The 18,094-nt window shown below is 68.6% G+C and carries 12 protein-coding genes and 1 pseudogene; 7 read left to right on the plus strand and 6 right to left on the minus strand.

All coding sequences use genetic code 11. The features are described from left to right. On the minus strand, positions 1–2,020 hold a 2,020-nt coding region (locus PV679_RS17685; RefSeq protein ID WP_416069742.1), incomplete at its 3' end, for a TPM domain-containing protein. Between the two features lie 187 nt (positions 2,021–2,207). Between PV679_RS17685 and PV679_RS17690 the strand changes: the two genes are divergently transcribed. Then, the gene (locus PV679_RS17690) at positions 2,208–3,299 is read left to right on the plus strand and encodes a glycosyl hydrolase family 18 protein (protein ID WP_319681246.1); all 1,092 of its coding nucleotides are present in this window, start codon (positions 2,208–2,210) and stop codon (positions 3,297–3,299) included. Here PV679_RS17690 and PV679_RS17695 read toward each other — a convergent pair. Then, a pseudogene (locus PV679_RS17695) lies at positions 3,289–3,879 on the minus strand (glucoamylase family protein); the annotation flags it as partial. The gene PV679_RS17690 and the pseudogene PV679_RS17695 sit on opposite strands and share 11 nt — an antisense overlap. Positions 3,880–3,965: 86 nt before the next feature. Here PV679_RS17695 and PV679_RS17700 point away from each other — a divergent pair. The 3 genes from PV679_RS17700 to PV679_RS17710 all read left to right on the plus strand — a co-directional run bounded on the left by PV679_RS17700 (position 3,966) and on the right by PV679_RS17710 (position 6,669). Then, positions 3,966–4,409 (plus strand): MarR family winged helix-turn-helix transcriptional regulator, encoded by a 444-nt coding sequence (locus tag PV679_RS17700; protein WP_319681247.1) that lies wholly within the window; start codon positions 3,966–3,968, stop codon positions 4,407–4,409. A 389-nt stretch (positions 4,410–4,798) separates the two neighbouring features. Beyond that, positions 4,799–6,082 carry an MFS transporter gene (locus PV679_RS17705; protein WP_319681248.1) on the plus strand — a complete coding sequence of 428 codons (1,284 nt, stop codon included), beginning with the start codon at positions 4,799–4,801 and terminating at the stop codon, positions 6,080–6,082. A 35-nt stretch (positions 6,083–6,117) separates the two neighbouring features. Continuing rightward, positions 6,118–6,669: an isochorismatase family protein gene (locus PV679_RS17710; protein WP_319681249.1), complete on the plus strand. Its 552-nt coding sequence runs from the start codon at positions 6,118–6,120 to the stop codon at positions 6,667–6,669. Positions 6,670–6,792: 123 nt separating this feature from the next. Here the strand turns inward: PV679_RS17710 and PV679_RS17715 are convergent, their stop codons facing one another. The 4 genes from PV679_RS17715 to PV679_RS17730 all read right to left on the minus strand — a co-directional run bounded on the left by PV679_RS17715 (position 6,793) and on the right by PV679_RS17730 (position 10,823). Further along, on the minus strand, positions 6,793–7,578 hold the full coding sequence (locus PV679_RS17715) for a succinate dehydrogenase/fumarate reductase iron-sulfur subunit (protein WP_319681250.1): 786 nt from the start codon (positions 7,576–7,578) through the stop codon (positions 6,793–6,795). Beyond that, complete coding sequence (locus PV679_RS17720) at positions 7,575–9,542, minus strand: fumarate reductase/succinate dehydrogenase flavoprotein subunit (protein WP_319681251.1); 1,968 nt, start codon at positions 9,540–9,542, stop codon at positions 7,575–7,577. Before PV679_RS17720 ends, PV679_RS17715 begins: the two co-directional genes overlap by 4 nt. Positions 9,543–9,557: 15 nt before the next feature. After that, positions 9,558–10,397 carry a hypothetical protein gene (locus tag PV679_RS17725; protein ID WP_319681252.1) on the minus strand — a complete coding sequence of 280 codons (840 nt, stop codon included), beginning with the start codon at positions 10,395–10,397 and terminating at the stop codon, positions 9,558–9,560. A 195-nt stretch (positions 10,398–10,592) separates the two neighbouring features. Beyond that, the gene (locus PV679_RS17730; protein ID WP_319681253.1) at positions 10,593–10,823 is read right to left on the minus strand and encodes a hypothetical protein; all 231 of its coding nucleotides are present in this window, start codon (positions 10,821–10,823) and stop codon (positions 10,593–10,595) included. 587 nt (positions 10,824–11,410) lie between these two features. Between PV679_RS17730 and PV679_RS17735 the strand changes: the two genes are divergently transcribed. The 3 genes from PV679_RS17735 to PV679_RS17745 all read left to right on the plus strand — a co-directional run bounded on the left by PV679_RS17735 (position 11,411) and on the right by PV679_RS17745 (position 18,073). Continuing rightward, positions 11,411–13,810: an ABC transporter family substrate-binding protein gene (locus PV679_RS17735; protein WP_319681254.1), complete on the plus strand. Its 2,400-nt coding sequence runs from the start codon at positions 11,411–11,413 to the stop codon at positions 13,808–13,810. A gap of 325 nt (positions 13,811–14,135) precedes the next feature. Further along, positions 14,136–16,007 carry a translational GTPase TypA gene (gene typA / locus PV679_RS17740; protein ID WP_319681255.1) on the plus strand — a complete coding sequence of 624 codons (1,872 nt, stop codon included), beginning with the start codon at positions 14,136–14,138 and terminating at the stop codon, positions 16,005–16,007. A 422-nt stretch (positions 16,008–16,429) separates the two neighbouring features. After that, the gene (locus PV679_RS17745) at positions 16,430–18,073 is read left to right on the plus strand and encodes an ABC transporter substrate-binding protein (RefSeq protein ID WP_319681256.1); all 1,644 of its coding nucleotides are present in this window, start codon (positions 16,430–16,432) and stop codon (positions 18,071–18,073) included. The last annotated feature ends 21 nt before the right edge of the window (positions 18,074–18,094 follow it).

An 18,094-nucleotide genomic window follows, 5' to 3' on the forward strand; every position in this document is an offset into this window, starting at 1 on the left:
CCCCGCCTCCTCCGTATCCACCTCGGCTGCCGAACCCGCCGCCGAGGATGATTCCGCCGAGCACAGCGCCGCTGAGCCCGTCTCCTGCCCCTTGTACACCGCTGCCGCCGAATCGGTTCCCGTACGACCGCACGTCCTGTTCGGCGAGGTCCTGCGCCTGCCTGGCCAGGGCATCCGCCTGCTGCGTCTCGGCCAGCGCGCCCTGCGCGTCGTCCCAGCCGGCCGCGGCGGTCGGCGCATGGGCTCGCTCCAGGCGCCGCTGCGCCTCCGCCAGCCGGGTTCGGGCCTCGCTGCCGACCGCCCCGCGATGGGTGGCGATGTAATCCGCGACGGCTCCAACGGCCGATCGGGCGGTGAGCGTCGCCTGGTCGAGAAGCGCCCTCGCCCGTCGGTTGCCCTCCTCCCGGGCACGTGCTCCGGCGAGCGCCTCGTCGAGGACCGCGTCCGCCTCCTCGACCCGCCGTAAGGCGTCGATGGGGTCGTAACGTCCGGTGTCCTGCTCCCGCCATACCTCCGCGACCACCGCCTCGGCACGGCCGATCCGGCCCTGGAGATCGGCCGTCGAGACGCCTTCCGTGGTGCCTTTCAGCAGGCCACGGGCGTCCGCGAGATCCGTCTCCGTCTCGGTGATCGCGCCGGGCAGCTTCCCGGTCGCCTCCGCGAGTTCCAGCGCGCGCCGCTCGACCGCCTCGACAAGGGTGATCGCCTGGCCGACGGCGCCCTCCGCTGCCCGCACGTGCACGGCCGCCCTGCCGTTGTCACCCGCTTCGATGAACCCGCGGGCCTCGTCCAGGCCCGTGGAGGCGAAAGCCAGCCGGGCCTCGGCCCCGGTCACGCTGTCCGCGACCGGCGCGGAGGCCGAGTCGGCGTATCGATCGCGCAGCGCGGTGAGCGTGCCCCGAGCCGTGGCGACGCGACCCTTCAGCTCGCGGAAGGCCGCTTCCAGGGTGTCGAGAGCCCGCGGTGCGTTCTGCTCCAGAGCGCGCAGGCGGTCGAAGTCCTCGGACTCGGCGTCCAGCCGGCTGTCGGCCTCCGTACAGCGGGCGATGATCTCGTCCAGCATCCGGCGGCGGGTGGCGTCGTCCTCGGGATACGCGTCGTCCAACTGCTGGCGCAGCCGGAACGCCAGGATCAACTCGCCCTTCGCGAAGTGCACGGCATCGGTGAACGGGGCCGCGGCCTCTTCGCCGAACTGTGCCGTGGCGAAACCCAGTTCCTCCTGGCTGGTGCGCAGGGCATCGTCCGTCTCCACAAGAATCCGCTTCGCGCGGCTGTCCAGCTCGGGCAGCGGGGTCCGGACAGGCCCCTCGGACGATCCCCGGCCGCGCTGTCCGCTCTGTGGCGTCGTGCGGGCCGCCGCTCGTCGCTTGCGCTTGGTATGCACATACAACGCGACGACTACCGCCCCGACCGCCACGACCACGGGCAGCACCAGATTGCTCGCGGCGCCTCCGTCGGCCGCCGTGCCGCCGGGGTCGGCCACACCGGGTGTGATGGCGGGTGTGGGGACGGCCCGGCCCGCCAGCACCGCGTCGTATCCGTTCGCGGCGCCGATCGCCGCGCCCGCCCAGTCGTTCTGCCTGAGCGCGGGTTCGACGGCGGTTCTGGCGACGTCGGCGAGCTGGTCGTTCGTGAGCGCCGAGCCGGCTTCGGCGGAGTAGGCGTATTGCCGGTCGTGGGTCGCGACCGCCAGCAGGATGTCGTCGCGGCCGAGACCGTTGCGCCGGGCGGTGGAATCGGCCCAGCTCCGCGCGGACCGGCCGGAGAAGTCACGCACATAGACGACGTAGAGCTGGATGCGGCTGTCGTTGTAGAGCCGGTCGAGGGAATCGCTCACCTCGGTTCCGCGGTCACCGAGCGCGCCCACCTTGTCCGTGATCTGCCCCTGCCGTGAGAGCGGGACGGGATCCTCGGCGCCGGCGACCTGAGACGAGGGAACGAAAAGCCACCACACGGTGATCAGCGCGGCCAGAAGGACAGGGCCTGTGCGCGTGCGGGTACGGCTCACGAGCGGCGTCACAATTGGGAGATTATGTCCGCGTTGTGGTGTCCGCGAGCGGGGACCAGGTCTCCCGGAAAGGACGCTGCGGCCCCCTGTCGGGCATCGGCGCATAGCCTGAACGCCTCCTGGGCCGCAGACGGCCCGGAGGCCGGTGTTTCAACGGGAGGGGACGGCTTTGCGTGCACGGCTGCGCGGATTCGGACGAATGCGCCGACTGCGAGGACCGCGACGACAGCGGCGACCGCGACGAATACTGACAGGGGTCTGGCGGGCTCCACGAGCACGGTGGCCCAAGCGGATCGCGCTGGTGCTGGCCGTCCTGCTGGTCGTGCCCGTCGTCACCGGCGCGGTCGCCCTGCGGGTCAATTACACGGGCGAAATCCAGGACGGCACACAGACGCGCGGCCGGGACGCCATCTGGCTGGGCCATGCCTGGGTGGACGGCCGCAAGAAGGACGCCGATCTCGACGCCTTCGCCCGCCGGATCCGGGGGACCGGGATACGTGACCTCTATGTCCACACCGGGCCCCTGGAGCACAACGGCACTCTGCCCGCCGCCCGCCATCCCCGAGCACGCTGGCTGATCGAGGCGGTACATCGCAGGATTCCGGGCGTACGCGTGCACGCCTGGCTCGGTGACAAGCTCGCGACCGAGAGTCCGGACGGACTGCGCCTGGCACGGGCCTCGTCACGCGCCAACGTGGTGCGCTCCGCCGAACAGATCCTGGATGTCGGCTTCGACGGCGTCCACTTCGATCTGGAGCCGCTGCACTCCGGTGACCGCGACTATCTCTCGCTGCTGGACGATCTGCGTACGCTCACCCGGGCACGGGATGTGCCGCTCTCTGTCGCCGCCCACCAGATCGATCCGCTGCCCGCGCTGCACTCCGTCGTCGGCGCCGTCAGCGGGCATCCCAAGTGGTGGTCGCAGACATTCTTCACGGAGGTGGCCCGGAGGGTCGACCAGATCGCCGTGATGTCGTACGACACCGCGCTGCCGGTGGAGAGTCTGTACGGCGGCTATGTCGCCCAGCAGACCGTGCTCGCGCTTGAGGCGACGCCCGAGAGTACCGACCTGCTGATGGGGCTGCCCTTCTATCACACGGAGGAATGGGGGCATCACGCCCACGCGGAGACGGTCCCGGCCGCGGTCCGAGGTGTCCGGCTGGGGCTCGGGCGCGCCGACCGCGACCGGCAACGCTTCGGGGTCGCGCTCTATGTCGACTTCGCGGCGGAGGAGGCCGACTGGACCGCCTATCGCGAGGGATGGGGCTGTGTGACTCCCGCTAAATGCTGAAACGCTCCTTCGCCAGCAGCGGCCGGACGCGCGAGGCGAATCCGCCGGAGCGGAAGGCCCGCCGCAACAGACCCGGGCGCAGCTCCTGGGCGAGCGCGGCGGCGATCATGCCTTGGTCGAGGGCGAGCACGTAGTCGCTGACCCGGCCGGTTCCCACATTGACGGAGTCACGGAATCCGTAGCGGTCGTCGTACGCGCCGAAGTCACCGGCGAGGGCCTGGAGGTTGGCGACGGCCTCGCCGCGCGCGTGGGGCAGCGCGAGAAACGAGGCGTGCGGGGTGACCACACCATTGGTGTAGGCGGACGCCGGTGGCAGCGGCTCGCCGTGCCTGACACAGGTGCGGTCGGTGTTGGAGGCGTAGCCGTCGACCCGCATGCCGATCGCGTCGACGCCGTACTCCTGGTAGCCGCCCTCGGGCACATTGGCGGGGGAGAAGCCCCAGTAGCCGTATCCGGCCTCCTCCGTACCGTGCTCGCCGGTGTCGGTCCAGAAGCCGCCGCGGAGCTGACCGGGCTTGTTCACCGGGTCGGCGGGATCGTACGGCGTGTAGAAGTACGACCAGTCGGCGGTGGCGAGGAGGGCGGCGGAGCAGCGAGATGGAGCGCCGAGACGGAGGATGACAGGGAACCTTGCAAGGTTACCTGTCTATCTCGTACGGTGGAGCTATGCCCGAACAGTCCGACGACCCGACCGCCGAGCAGGTCGCCGCTGATCTCTCCGCCGTTCTCGGCAGGCTGATGCGGCGGCTGCGGACGGCCTCGCCCGAGAGCGGGCTGACGCCCTCGCAGCGGTCGGTGCTGGCGCGTCTGGACGGCGAAGGGCCGTCCACCACAGCCGCGCTGGCCCGCGCCGAGTACGTACGGCCCCAGTCCATGCGGCTGACCCTCGGCGCGCTGGAGGAGCAGGGTCTGGTCGAGCGGACACCCGATCCCGACGACGGCCGGCAGTCCGTCGTATCCGTCACGGATACCGGCCGCACCATCCTGGCCGGGCTTCGCGCGGCCAAACACGGCTGGCTCTCCGAAGCGCTCGACGCCGAACTGGACGGCGCCGAGCGCCGCACCCTCGCCGACGCCGCGGCGCTGCTGCGGCGGCTGGTCGAGAGGTGAGCCCCGGCGAAGCGAGAGGAGTGAGCGACACGGATGCGCGCGCTCCGGCGGCCGGTCCCGCGGCACGCGATACGGCGGCGGACCGCAGGGCCGTAAGCCCCATCGACGCCGACTCGCCGGAGACGGCTCCCGCGGAGACACCCGGCGGAACGAAGATCCCGACCGGAACCGCACGCCCGACCGGAACCGGACTTCCTGTCGGGCTCGGACACTCAACCGGAACCGGACTTCCTGTCGGGCTCGGACACTCAACCGGAGCCGGACACCCGACCGGAGCCGGACACCCGACCGGAGCCGGAACAGCCACCGAGGCCGGCCTCCCGGGCTTCTCGGCCCGACTCACCGCACCTCTTCTCCTCGGATCCCTGCTCAACCCGCTGAACACCACGATGATCTCCACCGCTCTGGTGGCGATCGGACACGACTTCGGCATCGGCGCCGCCGACACCGCGTGGCTCATCTCCGTCCTCTATCTCGCCAGCGCCGTCGGTCAGCCCGTCCTCGGCAAGCTCGCCGACTCGTTCGGCCCGCGCCGGGTCTTCCTCGCCGGCCTGGTGATCGTCTTCGCGTCTGGCCTGGTCGGAGCGGTGGCTCCGGCCTTCGGCTGGCTCGTTGTCTCCCGGCTGCTGCTCGGTATCGGCACCTCCGCCGCCTATCCGGCCGCCATGTCCGTCCTGCGTGACGAGGCCCGGCGGGTCGGCAGGCCCGCGCCTCGTACCGTGCTGGCCCGGGTGTCCTTCGCCGCGCTCGGCAGCGCGGCCGTCGGCCCGACCCTCGGTGGACTGCTGGTCGCCCTGGTCGGCTGGCGCGGCATCTTCGCGGTCAACCTGCCCGTCGCGCTGATCGCCTTTGTCGCCGGGCTGGTCTGGATCCCGAAGGACCCGGCCCGCGAGAGCGCCGTCACCAGCGGCTCGCTCCGCCACACTCTTGATCCGCTCGGTATAGCGCTCTTCTCCGCCGCGCTGACCGTCCTGGTCTTCTTCCTGCTCGATCTCGCCCAGCCGATGTGGTGGCTGCTCGCGCCTTTCGGCGTGCTGACGGCCGTCCTCGTCGGATGGCAACTACGCCGGCCCCGTCCCTTCATCGATCTGCGGATGCTCGCGGGCAACGGCCCGCTCGCCCGCACCTATCTGCGGCACGGCGTCAGCTATCTGCTCATCTACTGCGTGATGTACGGCTTCACCCAGTGGCTGGAGGAGGCCAGGGGCTTCTCCTCCGGCGAGACAGGTGTGCTGCTGCTGCCGATGTCGGTGGCCGCGCTGGTCTGCTCGCTCCTCGGTGCCCGTACGAAAGGCATATACGGGCCGCTCGCGCTCGCCTGCGTTCTGCTCACCGGCGGCTCCGTCCTGCTGTTCTTCGTCGGCGGTGACACTCCGCTCGTCGTACTGCTGCTCGCCGGAGCGTGCTTCGGCATCCCGCAGGGCCTCATCGGTACGAGCAACCAGGCCGCCGTGCAGGCCCATGCCCCGCCGGAAAGCATCGGCTCCGCCGCCGGGCTCCAGCGCACCGCGCAGTACATCGGCGCCATCGCCGCGTCCAGCCTGATCGCACTCGCCTACGGCCCGCAGGCCGGCGACAGCGGTCTGCGTCTCATGGCCGGCGTCTCCGCCGTCCTCGGGATGCTGCTGATCGTCCTGACCCTCACCGACCGGGCGCTGCGCGCCCGGTCCTGACCTCCGAGATCACCCGTACCGCAAGGAGTAGCACCATGACCGCCACCGTCCTCGATCCCAAGACCGCACTGATCGTCGTCGACCTCCAGAAGGGCGTCGTCTCCCTGCCCACCGCCCACCCGACCGCGGATGTCGTCGCGCGTTCGGCCGAACTCGCCGCCGCCTTCCGTGCCAAGGGTCTGCCGGTCGTGCTCGTCCGCGTCACCGGCGGGGCGCCGGGCCGCACCGAGGGCCCGGCGCGTGGTGGGAGGCCGGCCGCCGACTGGGCCGACCTGGTGGCCGAACTGGACCAGCAGGACGGCGACATCGTCGTCACCAAGCAGCAGTGGGGCGCCTTTTACGGCACCGACCTCGACCTTCAGCTCCGCCGCCGGGGCGTCACCCAGGTCGTCGTGACCGGTGTCGCCACCAGCATCGGCGTCGAGTCCACCGCCCGCTCCGCTTATGAACACGGCTATCACGTCACCGTCGCCACGGACGCGGTCACGGACATGGACGAGGGCGCCCACCGCAACAGCGTCGAGAAGATCTTCCCGAGGCTCGGCGAGACCGACACGACCGACGCGATCGTGAAGCTTCTCGGCTGAGGGCTGTCCCGCCGGGGACTGCCGGGACAGTCCTCAGTGCGGGTCAGGAGTCCGGGGCCCGCGTCCGTCCGACGACCAGGACGCGGGCCCTTCTCTCTCCGGCTGTTCTACCCGGCGTTCCGCTTACTCGCCCCGGCGCCGGATCTTGTTGCCCAGCCATACGAGCGGGTCGTACTTCCGGTCCACGGCCCGTTCCTTCAGCGGGATCAGAGCGTTGTCCGTGATCTTGATGTGCTCGGGGCACACCTCCGTACAGCATTTGGTGATGTTGCAGTAGCCGAGTCCATGCTCGTCCTGGGCCGTCCTCTTCCGGTCGAGACCGGACTCCTCGGCGGCGTCCAGCGGATGCATGTCCAGTTCGGCCACCCGCATCAGAAAGCGCGGCCCGGCGAACGCCGTCTTGTTCTCTTCGTGGTCCCGCACCACATGACAGGTGTCCTGGCACAGGAAGCACTCGATGCACTTACGGAACTCCTGCGAGCGGTCGACATCCACCTGCCGCATCCGGTAGTCACCCGCGGCGACGCCCGGTGGCGGCACGAACGACGGCACCTCCCGCGCCTTCGTGTAGTTGAAGGACACATCCGTCACCAGATCCCGGATGACCGGGAAGGCCCGCAGCGGGGTGACCGTGATCGTCTCCTCGCGCGAGAACACGGACATCCGCGTCATGCACATCAGCCGCGGCCGTCCGTTGATCTCCGCGCTGCACGAACCGCACTTGCCGGCCTTGCAGTTCCAGCGCACCGCCAGGTCCGCCGCCTGCGTCGCCTGGAGCCGGTGGATGATGTCGAGGACGACCTCTCCGTCGTTCACCTCGACGGCGAAGTCCTTCAGCCCGCCGCCGTCGGCATCGCCTCGCCAGACCCTGAACTTCGCTTCATATGTCGTCGACGCACTCGGGCTCACTCGTGAAGCTCCTCTTCGGCGAGGTACTTGACCAGCTCTTCCTTGTCGAACAAGGCCAGCAGGTCGGGACGGATGGGCTCGGTCGTCTGCCGCGTGAGCGTGATCTGGCCGCGTTGCGGATCGGCCGCGGGCCCGCCCGTGGAATCGGCGAGCCGGCAGAGCAGATTCACCCGGCGCCAGTCGAGGTCCATGCCGGGCCAGTCCTCCCGGGTGTGGCCGCCACGGCTCTCCGTACGTGCCAGGGCCGCTCGTGCGACGCACTCGCTGACCAGCAGCATGTTCCGCAGGTCCAGCGCGAGGTGCCAGCCCGGATTGAACTGCCGGTGTCCTTCGACCCCGGCCCGCCCGGCCCGTACGCGCAGCTCGGCCAGTTTCTCCAGGGCCTGCTCCATCTCGCCCTCGCGCCTGATGATGCCGACCAGGTCGTTCATCGTCTGCTGGAGTTCCTGATGGAGGGTGTACGGATTCTCCGCGGGCCTGACGTCCGCCGCCGGCCCGTCGCTCGCCTCGCCGCCGGACCGGTCCTCCGTGCTGAACGGACGGAGCGCCTCGGCCGCCGCCGCGTCGATGTCGGCCTGGTCCACGGTCGGACGCGCGGTGAGCCCGGCCGCGTACCCGGCCGCGTGCAGTCCTGCCCGCCGTCCGAAGACCAGCAGGTCGGAGAGGGAGTTCCCGCCCAGCCGGTTGGATCCGTGCATACCTCCCGCGACCTCACCCGCCGCGTAGAGACCGGTGATGCCCGCGGCGGCGGTCTCCGAGTCGACGGCGATCCCGCCCATCACGTAGTGGCAGGTCGGGCCGACCTCCATGGCCTCCGCGGTGATGTCGACATCCGCCAGCTCCTTGAACTGGTGGTACATCGAAGGCAGCCGGCGCCGGATCACCTCGGCGGACATCCGCGTCGAGACATCGAGGAAGACGCCGCCATGCGGAGAGCCGCGGCCCGCCTTGACCTCGGAGTTGATGGCCCGTGCCACCTCGTCGCGCGGAAGCAGCTCCGGCGGACGCCGGTTGTTGTCCGGGTCCTCGTACCAGCGGTCGCCCTCCTCCTCCGACTCCGCGTACTTCTCCTTGAAGACATCCGGGATGTAGTCGAACATGAACCGCTTGCCTTCGGAGTTGCGAAGCACTCCGCCGTCGCCACGCACCGATTCGGTGACGAGGATTCCCTTCACCGAGGCCGGCCAGACCATCCCGGTCGGATGGAACTGCACGAATTCCATGTTCAGCAGAGGAGCGCCCGCGAGCAGCGCCAGCGCGTGTCCGTCGCCGGTGTACTCCCAGGAGTTCGACGTCACCTTGAAGGACTTTCCGATACCGCCCGTGGCGAGTACGACGGAGGGTGCCTCCAGGACGAAGAAGCGGCCCGATTCGCGCTCGTAGCAGAAGGTGCCCGCGACCCGGTCCTCTCCCCGCGCGCCGTGCTCCTTGAGGACGCGTGTGACCGTGCACTCCTGATAGACCTTGAGCCGCGCCTCGTAGTCGCCGAATTCGCGGAAGTCCTCCTGCTGGAGCGAGACGATCTTCTGCTGGAGTGTGCGGATCAGTTCAAGGCCGGTCCGGTCGCCGACATGGGCGAGCCGAGGATACTCATGCCCGCCGAAGTTGCGCTGGGAGATCCTGCCGTCGGCCGTACGGTCGAAAAGCGCACCCCAGGTCTCCAGTTCCCAGACCCGGTCCGGCGCCTCCCGCGCGTGCAGCTCCGCCATGCGCCACTGGTTGAGGAACTTCCCGCCGCGCAGGGTGTCCCGGAAGTGCACCTGCCAGTTGTCACCGGAGTTCACATTGCCCATGGAGGCGGCGATCCCGCCCTCGGCCATCACCGTATGGGCCTTGCCGAAGAGCGACTTGCAGATGACGGCGGTACGAGCGCCCCGCTCGCGCGCCTCGATGGCGGCACGCAGTCCCGCACCACCCGCGCCCACCACCACGACGTCCCACTGCCGGCGTTCGAGTTGCGTCATGTCTGAAGACATCCCCTAGAAGAAGCGCGGATCGTCGAAGGCGCCGGTGGCCAGCAGATAGACATAGAAGTCGGACACGGCGACGCTGATCAGAGATGCCCAGGCGAGCTGCATGTGCCGGTTGTTCAGCCTGCCGACCCAGCCCCACAGCCGATAGCGCACCGGGTGCTTCGAGAAGTGCTTCAGCCGGCCGCCGATCACATGCCGGCAGGAGTGGCAGGAGAGGGTGTACGCCCAGATCAGTCCGATATTGACCAGGAAGATCAGCGAGCCGAGGCCCATGTGGCCCCAGGCGTAGTCCTCGTCGCGGAAGGACAGCACGGTGTCATAGGTGAGGATGCCGGCGACCGGCACGGCCGCGTAGAAGAAGTAGCGGTGGATGTTCTGCATGATCAGCGGGAAGCGGGTCTCGCCGGTGTACTTCGTGTGGGGTTCGGCGACGGCGCAGGCGGGCGGCGAGGCCCAGAAGCCCCGGTAATACGCCTTGCGGTAGTAGTAGCAGGTCAGCCGGAAACCCAGCGGGAAGATCAGGATCAGCAGTGCGGGAGAGAGGCCCCACCAGCTTCCGAAGATCTCCCAGTTCGGGCCGTGCCGCATGGGCGCGCAGTTCTCCGCCAGACAGGGCGAGTAGAACGGTGAGACATAGGGCGCCGCGTAGTAATCCGAGTTGGCGAACGCCCGCCATGTCGAATAGACGATGAAGGCGAGCAGTCCGGCGGCCGTCGCGGCCGGCGCCAGCCACCAGCGGTCCGTCCGCAGATGGCGGGACGCGATGGCGGCGCGCGAGGAGCCGCGCACGCCCGTACTTCCGTGCGCGCCCGTGCTGACAGGTGGAGGTTGGGTGCCGGTGGCCAAGGAGCTCTCCTCAGGCGTGCTTCGGAAGTAGCGCCGTCCGCGCGCGGAGCGGGTCGGGAGCCGCGGCGGTCAGCTTGCGCGACCGCGAGGCGGCGGACGGATGCCGTGGACGGGCCGGACGTACGCGAACGACTCCGGCGACGCCGACCGCGCGCGCCGGGCACCGCGGACCGGACGGGACCTCGGGCGCACGCTCTATGGCGCGCGCCGGTCGCGCACGCCCAGACCCTCATCGTCCGAGTCCGTCCACAGCGCGGTGTTGTACGGCGTGTCGGTGATCGTGACCAGATCGTCGGCGCGGCCGGCCAGGAGGGGCCGGGACTCGTTCTCCTGGAGCTGAGCGAGGCTGCGTTCCAACTGTCCGACCGTGCGGACCAGGTCGTCCAGGCAGCGCCTGACCGCTGTCAAATCGTCCTGCAGGGACATGAGATGGCCTCATTTCCACAGTCGCGAACGGCATGAAGGACGCCGAGGGGTTTTCTCGGGACGCTCTGTACGCGCCTGCGAGTGTTCCGCGTCACATCCCCGCTTGTGAAGGCGTGTGCCCCTCTTTTTTACGTACGCGGTGCGCCTCCAGTGCGTTTCGCGCCTGCGGGCCGGGCCGTCCTCCCTGGACCGCGCCGGTGCCGAGGGTCCGCCGTCCGGTGCACGCGAGGGCGAGGCGGAGCGGCGACGCCATAAATAGTCCGTACATACTTGGGTGATTCGGACAATATGCGAGGCGTGTGGAGAGAGGTGCCGGAGGTCGGGCGGGATCCGTCGGCGGGCTTGGGCCGTCCGTACCGGCTTGGTGCTACATGCGTTCATATTTTCGATATTGGTGTGCTTTTTCGGTGGTTTGGTGCTCTTTTGGCTCTCCGCAAGGCGGCCGGTTCCTTGTTGGGCCGCACGGGTGGCCTTTGTGGTGAGTGTCGCCGTGTCTGCGTCGCGGCTCCGGCCCGGTCCACTTCAGTGGGTGGGCAATAGGTGTGATCATCTCTAAATTCCACAAACAGGACGAAGAGGTACAAGCCATGTCCCACGTCGGCGCCCCACGCGGGAGGACATGCTCCCGAACGCTCCGCTCGGTCGCGCTTCTCACCACCGGTGTGCTCGCCCTGCCCTCCCTGTCCGCCTGCTCCTCGGAGGACGACGGCAACAAGGCCACGGCGGCCCCCGACATCGCACCGGCCGGACGGGAGTGGGTCGGCCAGGGCGGCACCCTGCACTGGGCGATCGACACCATGCCCGCGACGCTCAACGCCTTCCAGGCCGATGCCGACGCCTCCACCAACCGGATCGCCGGTGCCGTACTGCCCTCTCTCTTCACGCTCGACGAGCGTGGCCGCCCGAAGATCAACCCCGACTATCTGGAGTCCGCGAAGGTCGTCGAGCGCGAGCCCAAGCAGGTGGTGCTCTACAAGCTCAACCAGCAGGCGGTGTGGAGCGACGGCCGGGAAATCGGGGCGCCGGACTTCGCGGCCCAGTGGCGTGCGCTGCGCGGCAAGGACTCCGCGTACTGGACGGCGCGCAACGCCGGCTACGAACGGATCGAGAAGATCGAGCGCGGGGCCAGTGACCTGGAGGTCAGGGTCACCTTCAACAAGCCCTACGCGGACTGGAAGTCTCTCTTCAGTCCCCTTTATCCCAAGGATGTGACGGCCAAGCCCAACTCCTTCAACGACGGGGCCAGGACCACCCTGAAGAAGACGGCCGGTCCCTTCACCGTCAAGAAAGTGGACCGGAAGAAGAAGGAAGCCGTCCTCGTCCGCAATCCTCGCTGGTGGGGAGAGCCGGCCAAGCTGGACTCGCTCGTCATGCGCGCGGTGCCCAGGAGCAAGCGTGCCGCCGCACTCGCGGCCGGCCAGCTCGATCTCGCGGAAGTCGACAGGAAAGTCGTCGAACGTATCGCCCTGGCCAAGCGGGACGAGGGCGGCGGCGGGCAACCGCTCACCCATGGCCCCGGCACCGAGATCACCGCGGCCTCCGCACTCCGGTCCTGGGCGCTGGCCAACGGCTCCGACGAGGAGCGGGCCGAGGCGGCGCAGGAGGCCCGCGAGCAGACCGTCGCGTCCATCAAGCGGTACGCCCGTGAGCAGAAGTCCCTGGACGCCTACGAGGTGCGCAAGTCGCTGGAGCCCGCCTACACGCAGCTCGCGCTGAACGGCCAGTCCGGACCGCTCGCCGATGAACGGGTGCGGCGCGCGGTGGCCCGCGCGATCAACCGCCAGGAGCTGGCCGACACCGTGCTCAAGCCGCTCGGACTGCCCGCGAAGCCGCTCGGCAGCCATCTGGCACTGGACGGTCAGCAGGCGTACGCGGACAACAGCGCCGCACTCGGCAAGCAGGACACGCAGGAGGCACAGGCGCTGCTGACCGACGCCGGCTGGGTGCCGGGCGGAGCCCGTAAGAAGGCGGACGGAGCGAAGGCCGGCAGCAAGGGCAAGAAGGCCGACGCCGAGGAAGAGGCGAAGAAGCACGAGAAGAAGGCCCCGGACCGGAAGGCCGAGGAGAAGGCCGAGAGACAGGCCGCCGAGAAGCTGAAGCAGGAGGAGAAGAACAACAAAGAGGACAACAAGCCCGACGTTCCCTCCGACGAGGGCACGTACATCGTCGGCGACGAGAAGCCCGGCGAGGCGGCGCCCCGCCCCGAGACCGCCACGCACATCCTCGCTCCCGCCCCGGCGGCCGCCTTCCAGGGCACGACCCTGCTCCGTCAGGCCGCGGTCCTGGACGACTCCGATGTGCGGACGCAGACGGTGAAGGCCGCCCAGGAGGCCCAGGAGAAGCCGGGCGGCATGGCCGGCGCCTACGCTCCGGCCGGCACCGCCGCCCCGAGCGGGACAGCCACCCCGCCCGTGCTCACCGGCCCGGTCGGAAAGAACGGCAAGCCGCTCACCCTCCGCTTCGTCCTGCCCGGCGGCGAGGGCTCCGAGTCGCTGCGTACCGTCGGCGAGCGGATCTCGCGGATGCTCGACCGCATCGGCATCGACACGGAGATCACCAAGGTCGCCGACGACAACTACTTCAAGGACCACGTCTCCTCGGGCGACTACGACCTGGCGCTCTACTCCTGGCCCGCCACCGCCTACCCGGCGACCGACGGCCGGCCGATCTTCGCCAAGCCCGTGCCCGCCAGCGACGGCTCGCTGCTGGTGGAGCAGAACTACACCCGCGTCGGTACGGACCACATCGACCAGCTCTTCGACCGGGCGGCCGGCGAGCTGGACGAGAACGCGGCCCGCGATCTGCTCAAGCAGGCCGATGCCCGTATCTGGGCCGCGGCCGGTTCCATCCCGCTTTACCAGCGTCCGCAGCTTGTGGTCGTCAAGCCGGGACTGATGAACGCGGGAGCCTTCGGCTTCGCCACTCCGCGCTACCAGGACATCGGATTCAAGAAGCCCGGCACCGCGGGCCCGGAGTCGAAGGACTGAGGTCCTGAAGGACCGGCTCGGGGAGCAGCACCAGGTCAGAGCCGCTGAAAACGTCAGAACCGATCGACCGACGTGCCCGCCGGCCTTCGCCGGCGGGCACGTCCGCGTCCGCGCCGGGCCGGCGCACCTCCACCGGTGGCCCGCCCGGCCCCGCTCCGCCGCGGCGCCCGCGCCGCGCGGCCGGACCTCTCGGCGGTCACATCGGATCGGGCCGGGAAGCCCCCGACTCACCGGCCCCGTACCATGGGACGAGCCGTGGCGTGTCCGCCCGGCGGGCGTACGAGGAAAACGCCGCATCCCACGATCGAGAGAAGCGCCAGCCAGCATGCCCACGCGCCACGACATCCGTAACGTCGCCATCGTCGCCCACGTCGACCATGGCAAGACCACTCTGGTCGACGCCATGCTGAAGCAGGCCGGCGCCTTCGCCGCGCACGCAGCCGAGCACCTCGACGACCGGATGATGGACTCGAACGACCTGGAGCGTGAGAAGGGCATCACGATCCTGGCCAAGAACACCGCCGTGAAGTACCACCCCAAGACGGGCGGCGACCCGATCACGATCAACATCATCGACACCCCCGGCCACGCCGACTTCGGCGGCGAGGTCGAGCGGGGCCTGTCGATGGTCGACGCGGTCGTGCTGCTCGTCGACGCCTCGGAGGGCCCGCTCCCGCAGACCCGCTTCGTGCTCCGCAAGGCGCTCGCGGCGAAGATGCCGGTGATCCTCTGTATCAACAAGACGGACCGCCCGGACTCCCGGATCGCCGAGGTCGTCGACGAGACGTACGACCTCTTCCTGGATCTGGACGCGACCGAGGAGCAGATCGAGTTCCCGATCGTCTACGCCTGCGCGCGGGACGGTGTCGCCTCGCTGACCAAGCCGCAGGACGGCACGGTCCCGGCCGACAGCGACAGCCTGGAGCCGTTCTTCTCCACGATCCTGGACCATGTCCCGGCCCCGGAGTACGACGAGGCCGCGCCGCTCCAGGCCCATGTCACCAACCTGGACGCCGACAACTTCCTCGGCCGTATCGCGCTGTGCCGCGTCGAGCAGGGCGAGCTGAAGAAGGGCCAGACCGTCACCTGGATCAAGCGTGACGGCACGATGTCCAATGTCCGTATCACCGAGCTGCTGATGACCGAGGCGCTCACCCGCAAGCCGGCCGAGAAGGCCGGCCCGGGCGACATCTGCGCCATCGCCGGTATCCCGGACATCATGATCGGCGAGACCCTGGCCGACCCGGAGAACCCGATCGCGCTGCCGCTGATCACGGTCGACGAGCCGGCCATCTCGATGACCATCGGTACGAACACCTCACCGCTGGTCGGCAAGGGCGGCAAGGGCCACAAGGTCACCGCGCGCCAGGTCAAGGACCGGCTGGACCGCGAACTGATCGGTAACGTCTCGCTGCGCGTCCTGGACACCGAGCGTCCCGACGCCTGGGAGGTCCAGGGCCGTGGTGAGCTGGCGCTGGCCATCCTTGTCGAGACCATGCGCCGGGAGGGCTTCGAGCTGACCGTCGGCAAGCCCGAGGTGGTCACCAAGCAGGTCGACGGCAAGACGCACGAGCCGATCGAGCGCATGACGATCGACTGCCCCGAGGAGCACCTCGGCGCCATCACGCAGCTCATGGCGACCCGCAAGGGCCGCATGGAGACCATGACCAACCATGGCTCGGGCTGGATCCGGATGGAGTGGATCGTCCCGTCCCGCGGCCTCATCGGCTTCCGTACGGAGTTCCTGACCCAGACCCGCGGCACGGGTATCGCGCACTCCATCTTCGAGGGCCACGAGCCGTGGTTCGGTGAGCTGCGGACCCGTAACAACGGTTCGCTGGTCGCGGACCGCTCCGGTTCGGTCACGCCGTTCGCGATGGTCAACCTCCAGGAGCGCGGTGTCATCTTCACCGAGCCCGGCACCGAGGTCTACGAGGGCATGATCGTCGGCGAGAACTCGCGCGCCGACGACATGGACGTGAACATCACCAAGGAGAAAAAGCTCACAAACATGCGTGCCGCCTCCGCGGACACCACGGAGAACGTGGTGCCGCCGCGCAGGCTCTCGCTGGAGCAGTCCCTGGAGTTCTGCAGGGACGACGAGTGCATCGAGGTGACTCCGGAGACGGTCCGGATCCGCAAGGTCGTCCTCGACCAGAAGGAGCGCGGCCGCGCCGCGTCGCGCGCCAAGCGCTGACCCACCGTCCGGCGGAGTGCCGGACATCACGTCAGTACGACGGCCCGGTCCACCGCGAAACGCGGCGGGCCGGGCCGTTCGTCAATCGCATTTCTCTGCCGGGGTGTCCGGATATCGACCATCGCTCTCCGGAACATGTGTTAACGGTCCGTTTCGCGGGTGTCTGTCTGTACTCAGTTTGTCCGGATTTCGGGCGGACAGGGTACTTCGATGTTGTCAAAACGAGACCCTGCAAGTGTGGTTTACGGCCGGGCTGTACTTAATAGTTGGCTCCATTGAGCTCGGGTCAATGGGTCATGCGCTGTGGGGAGCGCCGACTCACGAGCACACTCGGGGTAATTGACTAGCACGCTGCCAGGGGTGTCAGCGCGCGTAGACAATGCCCTTCTTGTAGTGACTAGTGGACTCATGAGGAGGAACCCATGCGTGGTGCCAAGAGCGCCAAGTGGGTCGCGGGCGCGATAGTCGTCGCCCTGGCAGCGACCGCCTGTGGTGGCGGTGGCAGTGACAGCGGCGATGACATGGACGCGGGCAAGGCCGACCCGAACGGCATTCTTGTTGCCCAGCTCGGCGAGCCGCAGAACCCACTGCAGCCGGCGAACGCCAAGGAGAGCCAGGGCAGCCGTGTGCTGCGCACCATCTTCTCGGGGCTGGTGGACTACGAGCCGGGAACCGGCAAGCTCGAGTACATCAACGCCGAATCTGTGACCCCGAACGCGGACTCGTCCGTGTGGACGGTCAAGCTCAAGCCGGGCTGGAAGTTCCACGACGGCACCACGGTGACGGCCAAGTCCTACGTTGACTCGTGGAACTGGTCGGCCAACGTCAAGAACAACCAGACCAACTCAAGCTGGTTCCAGGACATCAAGGGCTACGCGGACGTCCACCCCGAGAAGGGTGACCCCAAGGGCACGTCGATGTCGGGTCTGAAGGTTGTCGACGACAACACCTTCACGATCACGCTGAACGGTCCGGTCTCGTACTTCGCGTACAAGCTGGGCTACGACGTGTGGACCCCGCTTCCCGAGGGCTTCTTCAAGGACCCCAAGGGCTACGGTGAGAAGCCGATCGGCAACGGTCCCTACCAGTTCGTCTCGTGGGACCACAAGAAGCTGATCAAGGTTCGCAAGTTCGACGGTTACACCGGGCCCAACAAGGCCAAGAACGGTGGCATCGACTTCAAGAACTACACCACCGCCGACGCCGCCTACTCGGACCTGCGGTCGAACAACCTGGACTGGATCGAGCAGGTCCCGACCACGGCCCTGACGAGCTACAAGCAGGACCTCGGCGACCGCGCGATCGACGCGGAGTACTCCGCGGTCCAGTCGCTGGTCCCGGCGTTCTACACCAAGCAGTTCAAGGACATCAACCCCAAGGTCATCCAGGGTCTGTCCATGGCGATCGACCGCGACACGATCACCAAGACCGTGCTGCACGGCACCCGTAGCCCGGCCGACTCCTTCGTCGCCCGCGGTGTGCTCGGCTACAAGGCCGGCGCTCTCGGTGACGTCGTGAAGTTCGACCCGGCGAAGGCCAAGGCCCTCATCCAGGAGGGTGGCGGTGTCCCGGGCAACAAGATCTCGATCCAGTTCAACGCGGACCAGGACCACAAGCCGTGGGTCGACGCGGTCTGCAACAGCATCCGCCAGGCCACGGGCGTCGACTGTGTCGGCGACTCGAAGCCGGACTTCCAGGCGGACCTGAACGCGCGCGACAACCACACGGTCAAGTCCATGTACCGTGGTGGCTGGGTGCTCGACTACCCGGTCAACTCGAACTTCATGCGTGACCTGTACGGCTCCACCGCGGCGGGTAACACATCCGGTTACTCCAACAAGGAGTTCGACGACCTGGCGTCCAAGGCTGACAAGGCCGCCACGCTCGACGACACGGTGAAGATGTACCAGGAGGCCGAGCAGCTCCTGAAGAACGACATGCCGGCCATTCCGCTGTGGTTCTACAAGAACAACTCCGGCCAGTCGACGAATGTGTTCGGCAAGATTCCCTACGGCCAGGACGGCGACCCCATCTTCACCGACGTCCAGGTGAAGTCGAAGAAGTAAGCAATCGGGACCGCCGACCGG

The organism is Streptomyces sp. AK02-01A (genome assembly GCF_033795305.1).
Lineage (GTDB): Bacteria > Actinomycetota > Actinomycetes > Streptomycetales > Streptomycetaceae > Streptomyces.

Coding starts and splice junctions, on each gene's coding strand:
- PV679_RS17710 (WP_319681249.1), top strand. CDS start 6,118: ATGACCGCCACCGTCCTCGATCCCAAGACCGCACTGATCGTCGTCGAC.
- PV679_RS17720 (WP_319681251.1), bottom strand. CDS start 9,542: ATGACGCAACTCGAACGCCGGCAGTGGGACGTCGTGGTGGTGGGCGCG.
- PV679_RS17700 (WP_319681247.1), top strand. CDS start 3,966: ATGCCCGAACAGTCCGACGACCCGACCGCCGAGCAGGTCGCCGCTGAT.
- PV679_RS17690 (WP_319681246.1), top strand. CDS start 2,208: ATGCGCCGACTGCGAGGACCGCGACGACAGCGGCGACCGCGACGAATA.
- PV679_RS17745 (WP_319681256.1), top strand. CDS start 16,430: ATGCGTGGTGCCAAGAGCGCCAAGTGGGTCGCGGGCGCGATAGTCGTC.
- typA (WP_319681255.1), top strand. CDS start 14,136: ATGCCCACGCGCCACGACATCCGTAACGTCGCCATCGTCGCCCACGTC.
- PV679_RS17735 (WP_319681254.1), top strand. CDS start 11,411: ATGTCCCACGTCGGCGCCCCACGCGGGAGGACATGCTCCCGAACGCTC.
- PV679_RS17730 (WP_319681253.1), bottom strand. CDS start 10,823: ATGTCCCTGCAGGACGATTTGACAGCGGTCAGGCGCTGCCTGGACGAC.
- PV679_RS17705 (WP_319681248.1), top strand. CDS start 4,799: ATGATCTCCACCGCTCTGGTGGCGATCGGACACGACTTCGGCATCGGC.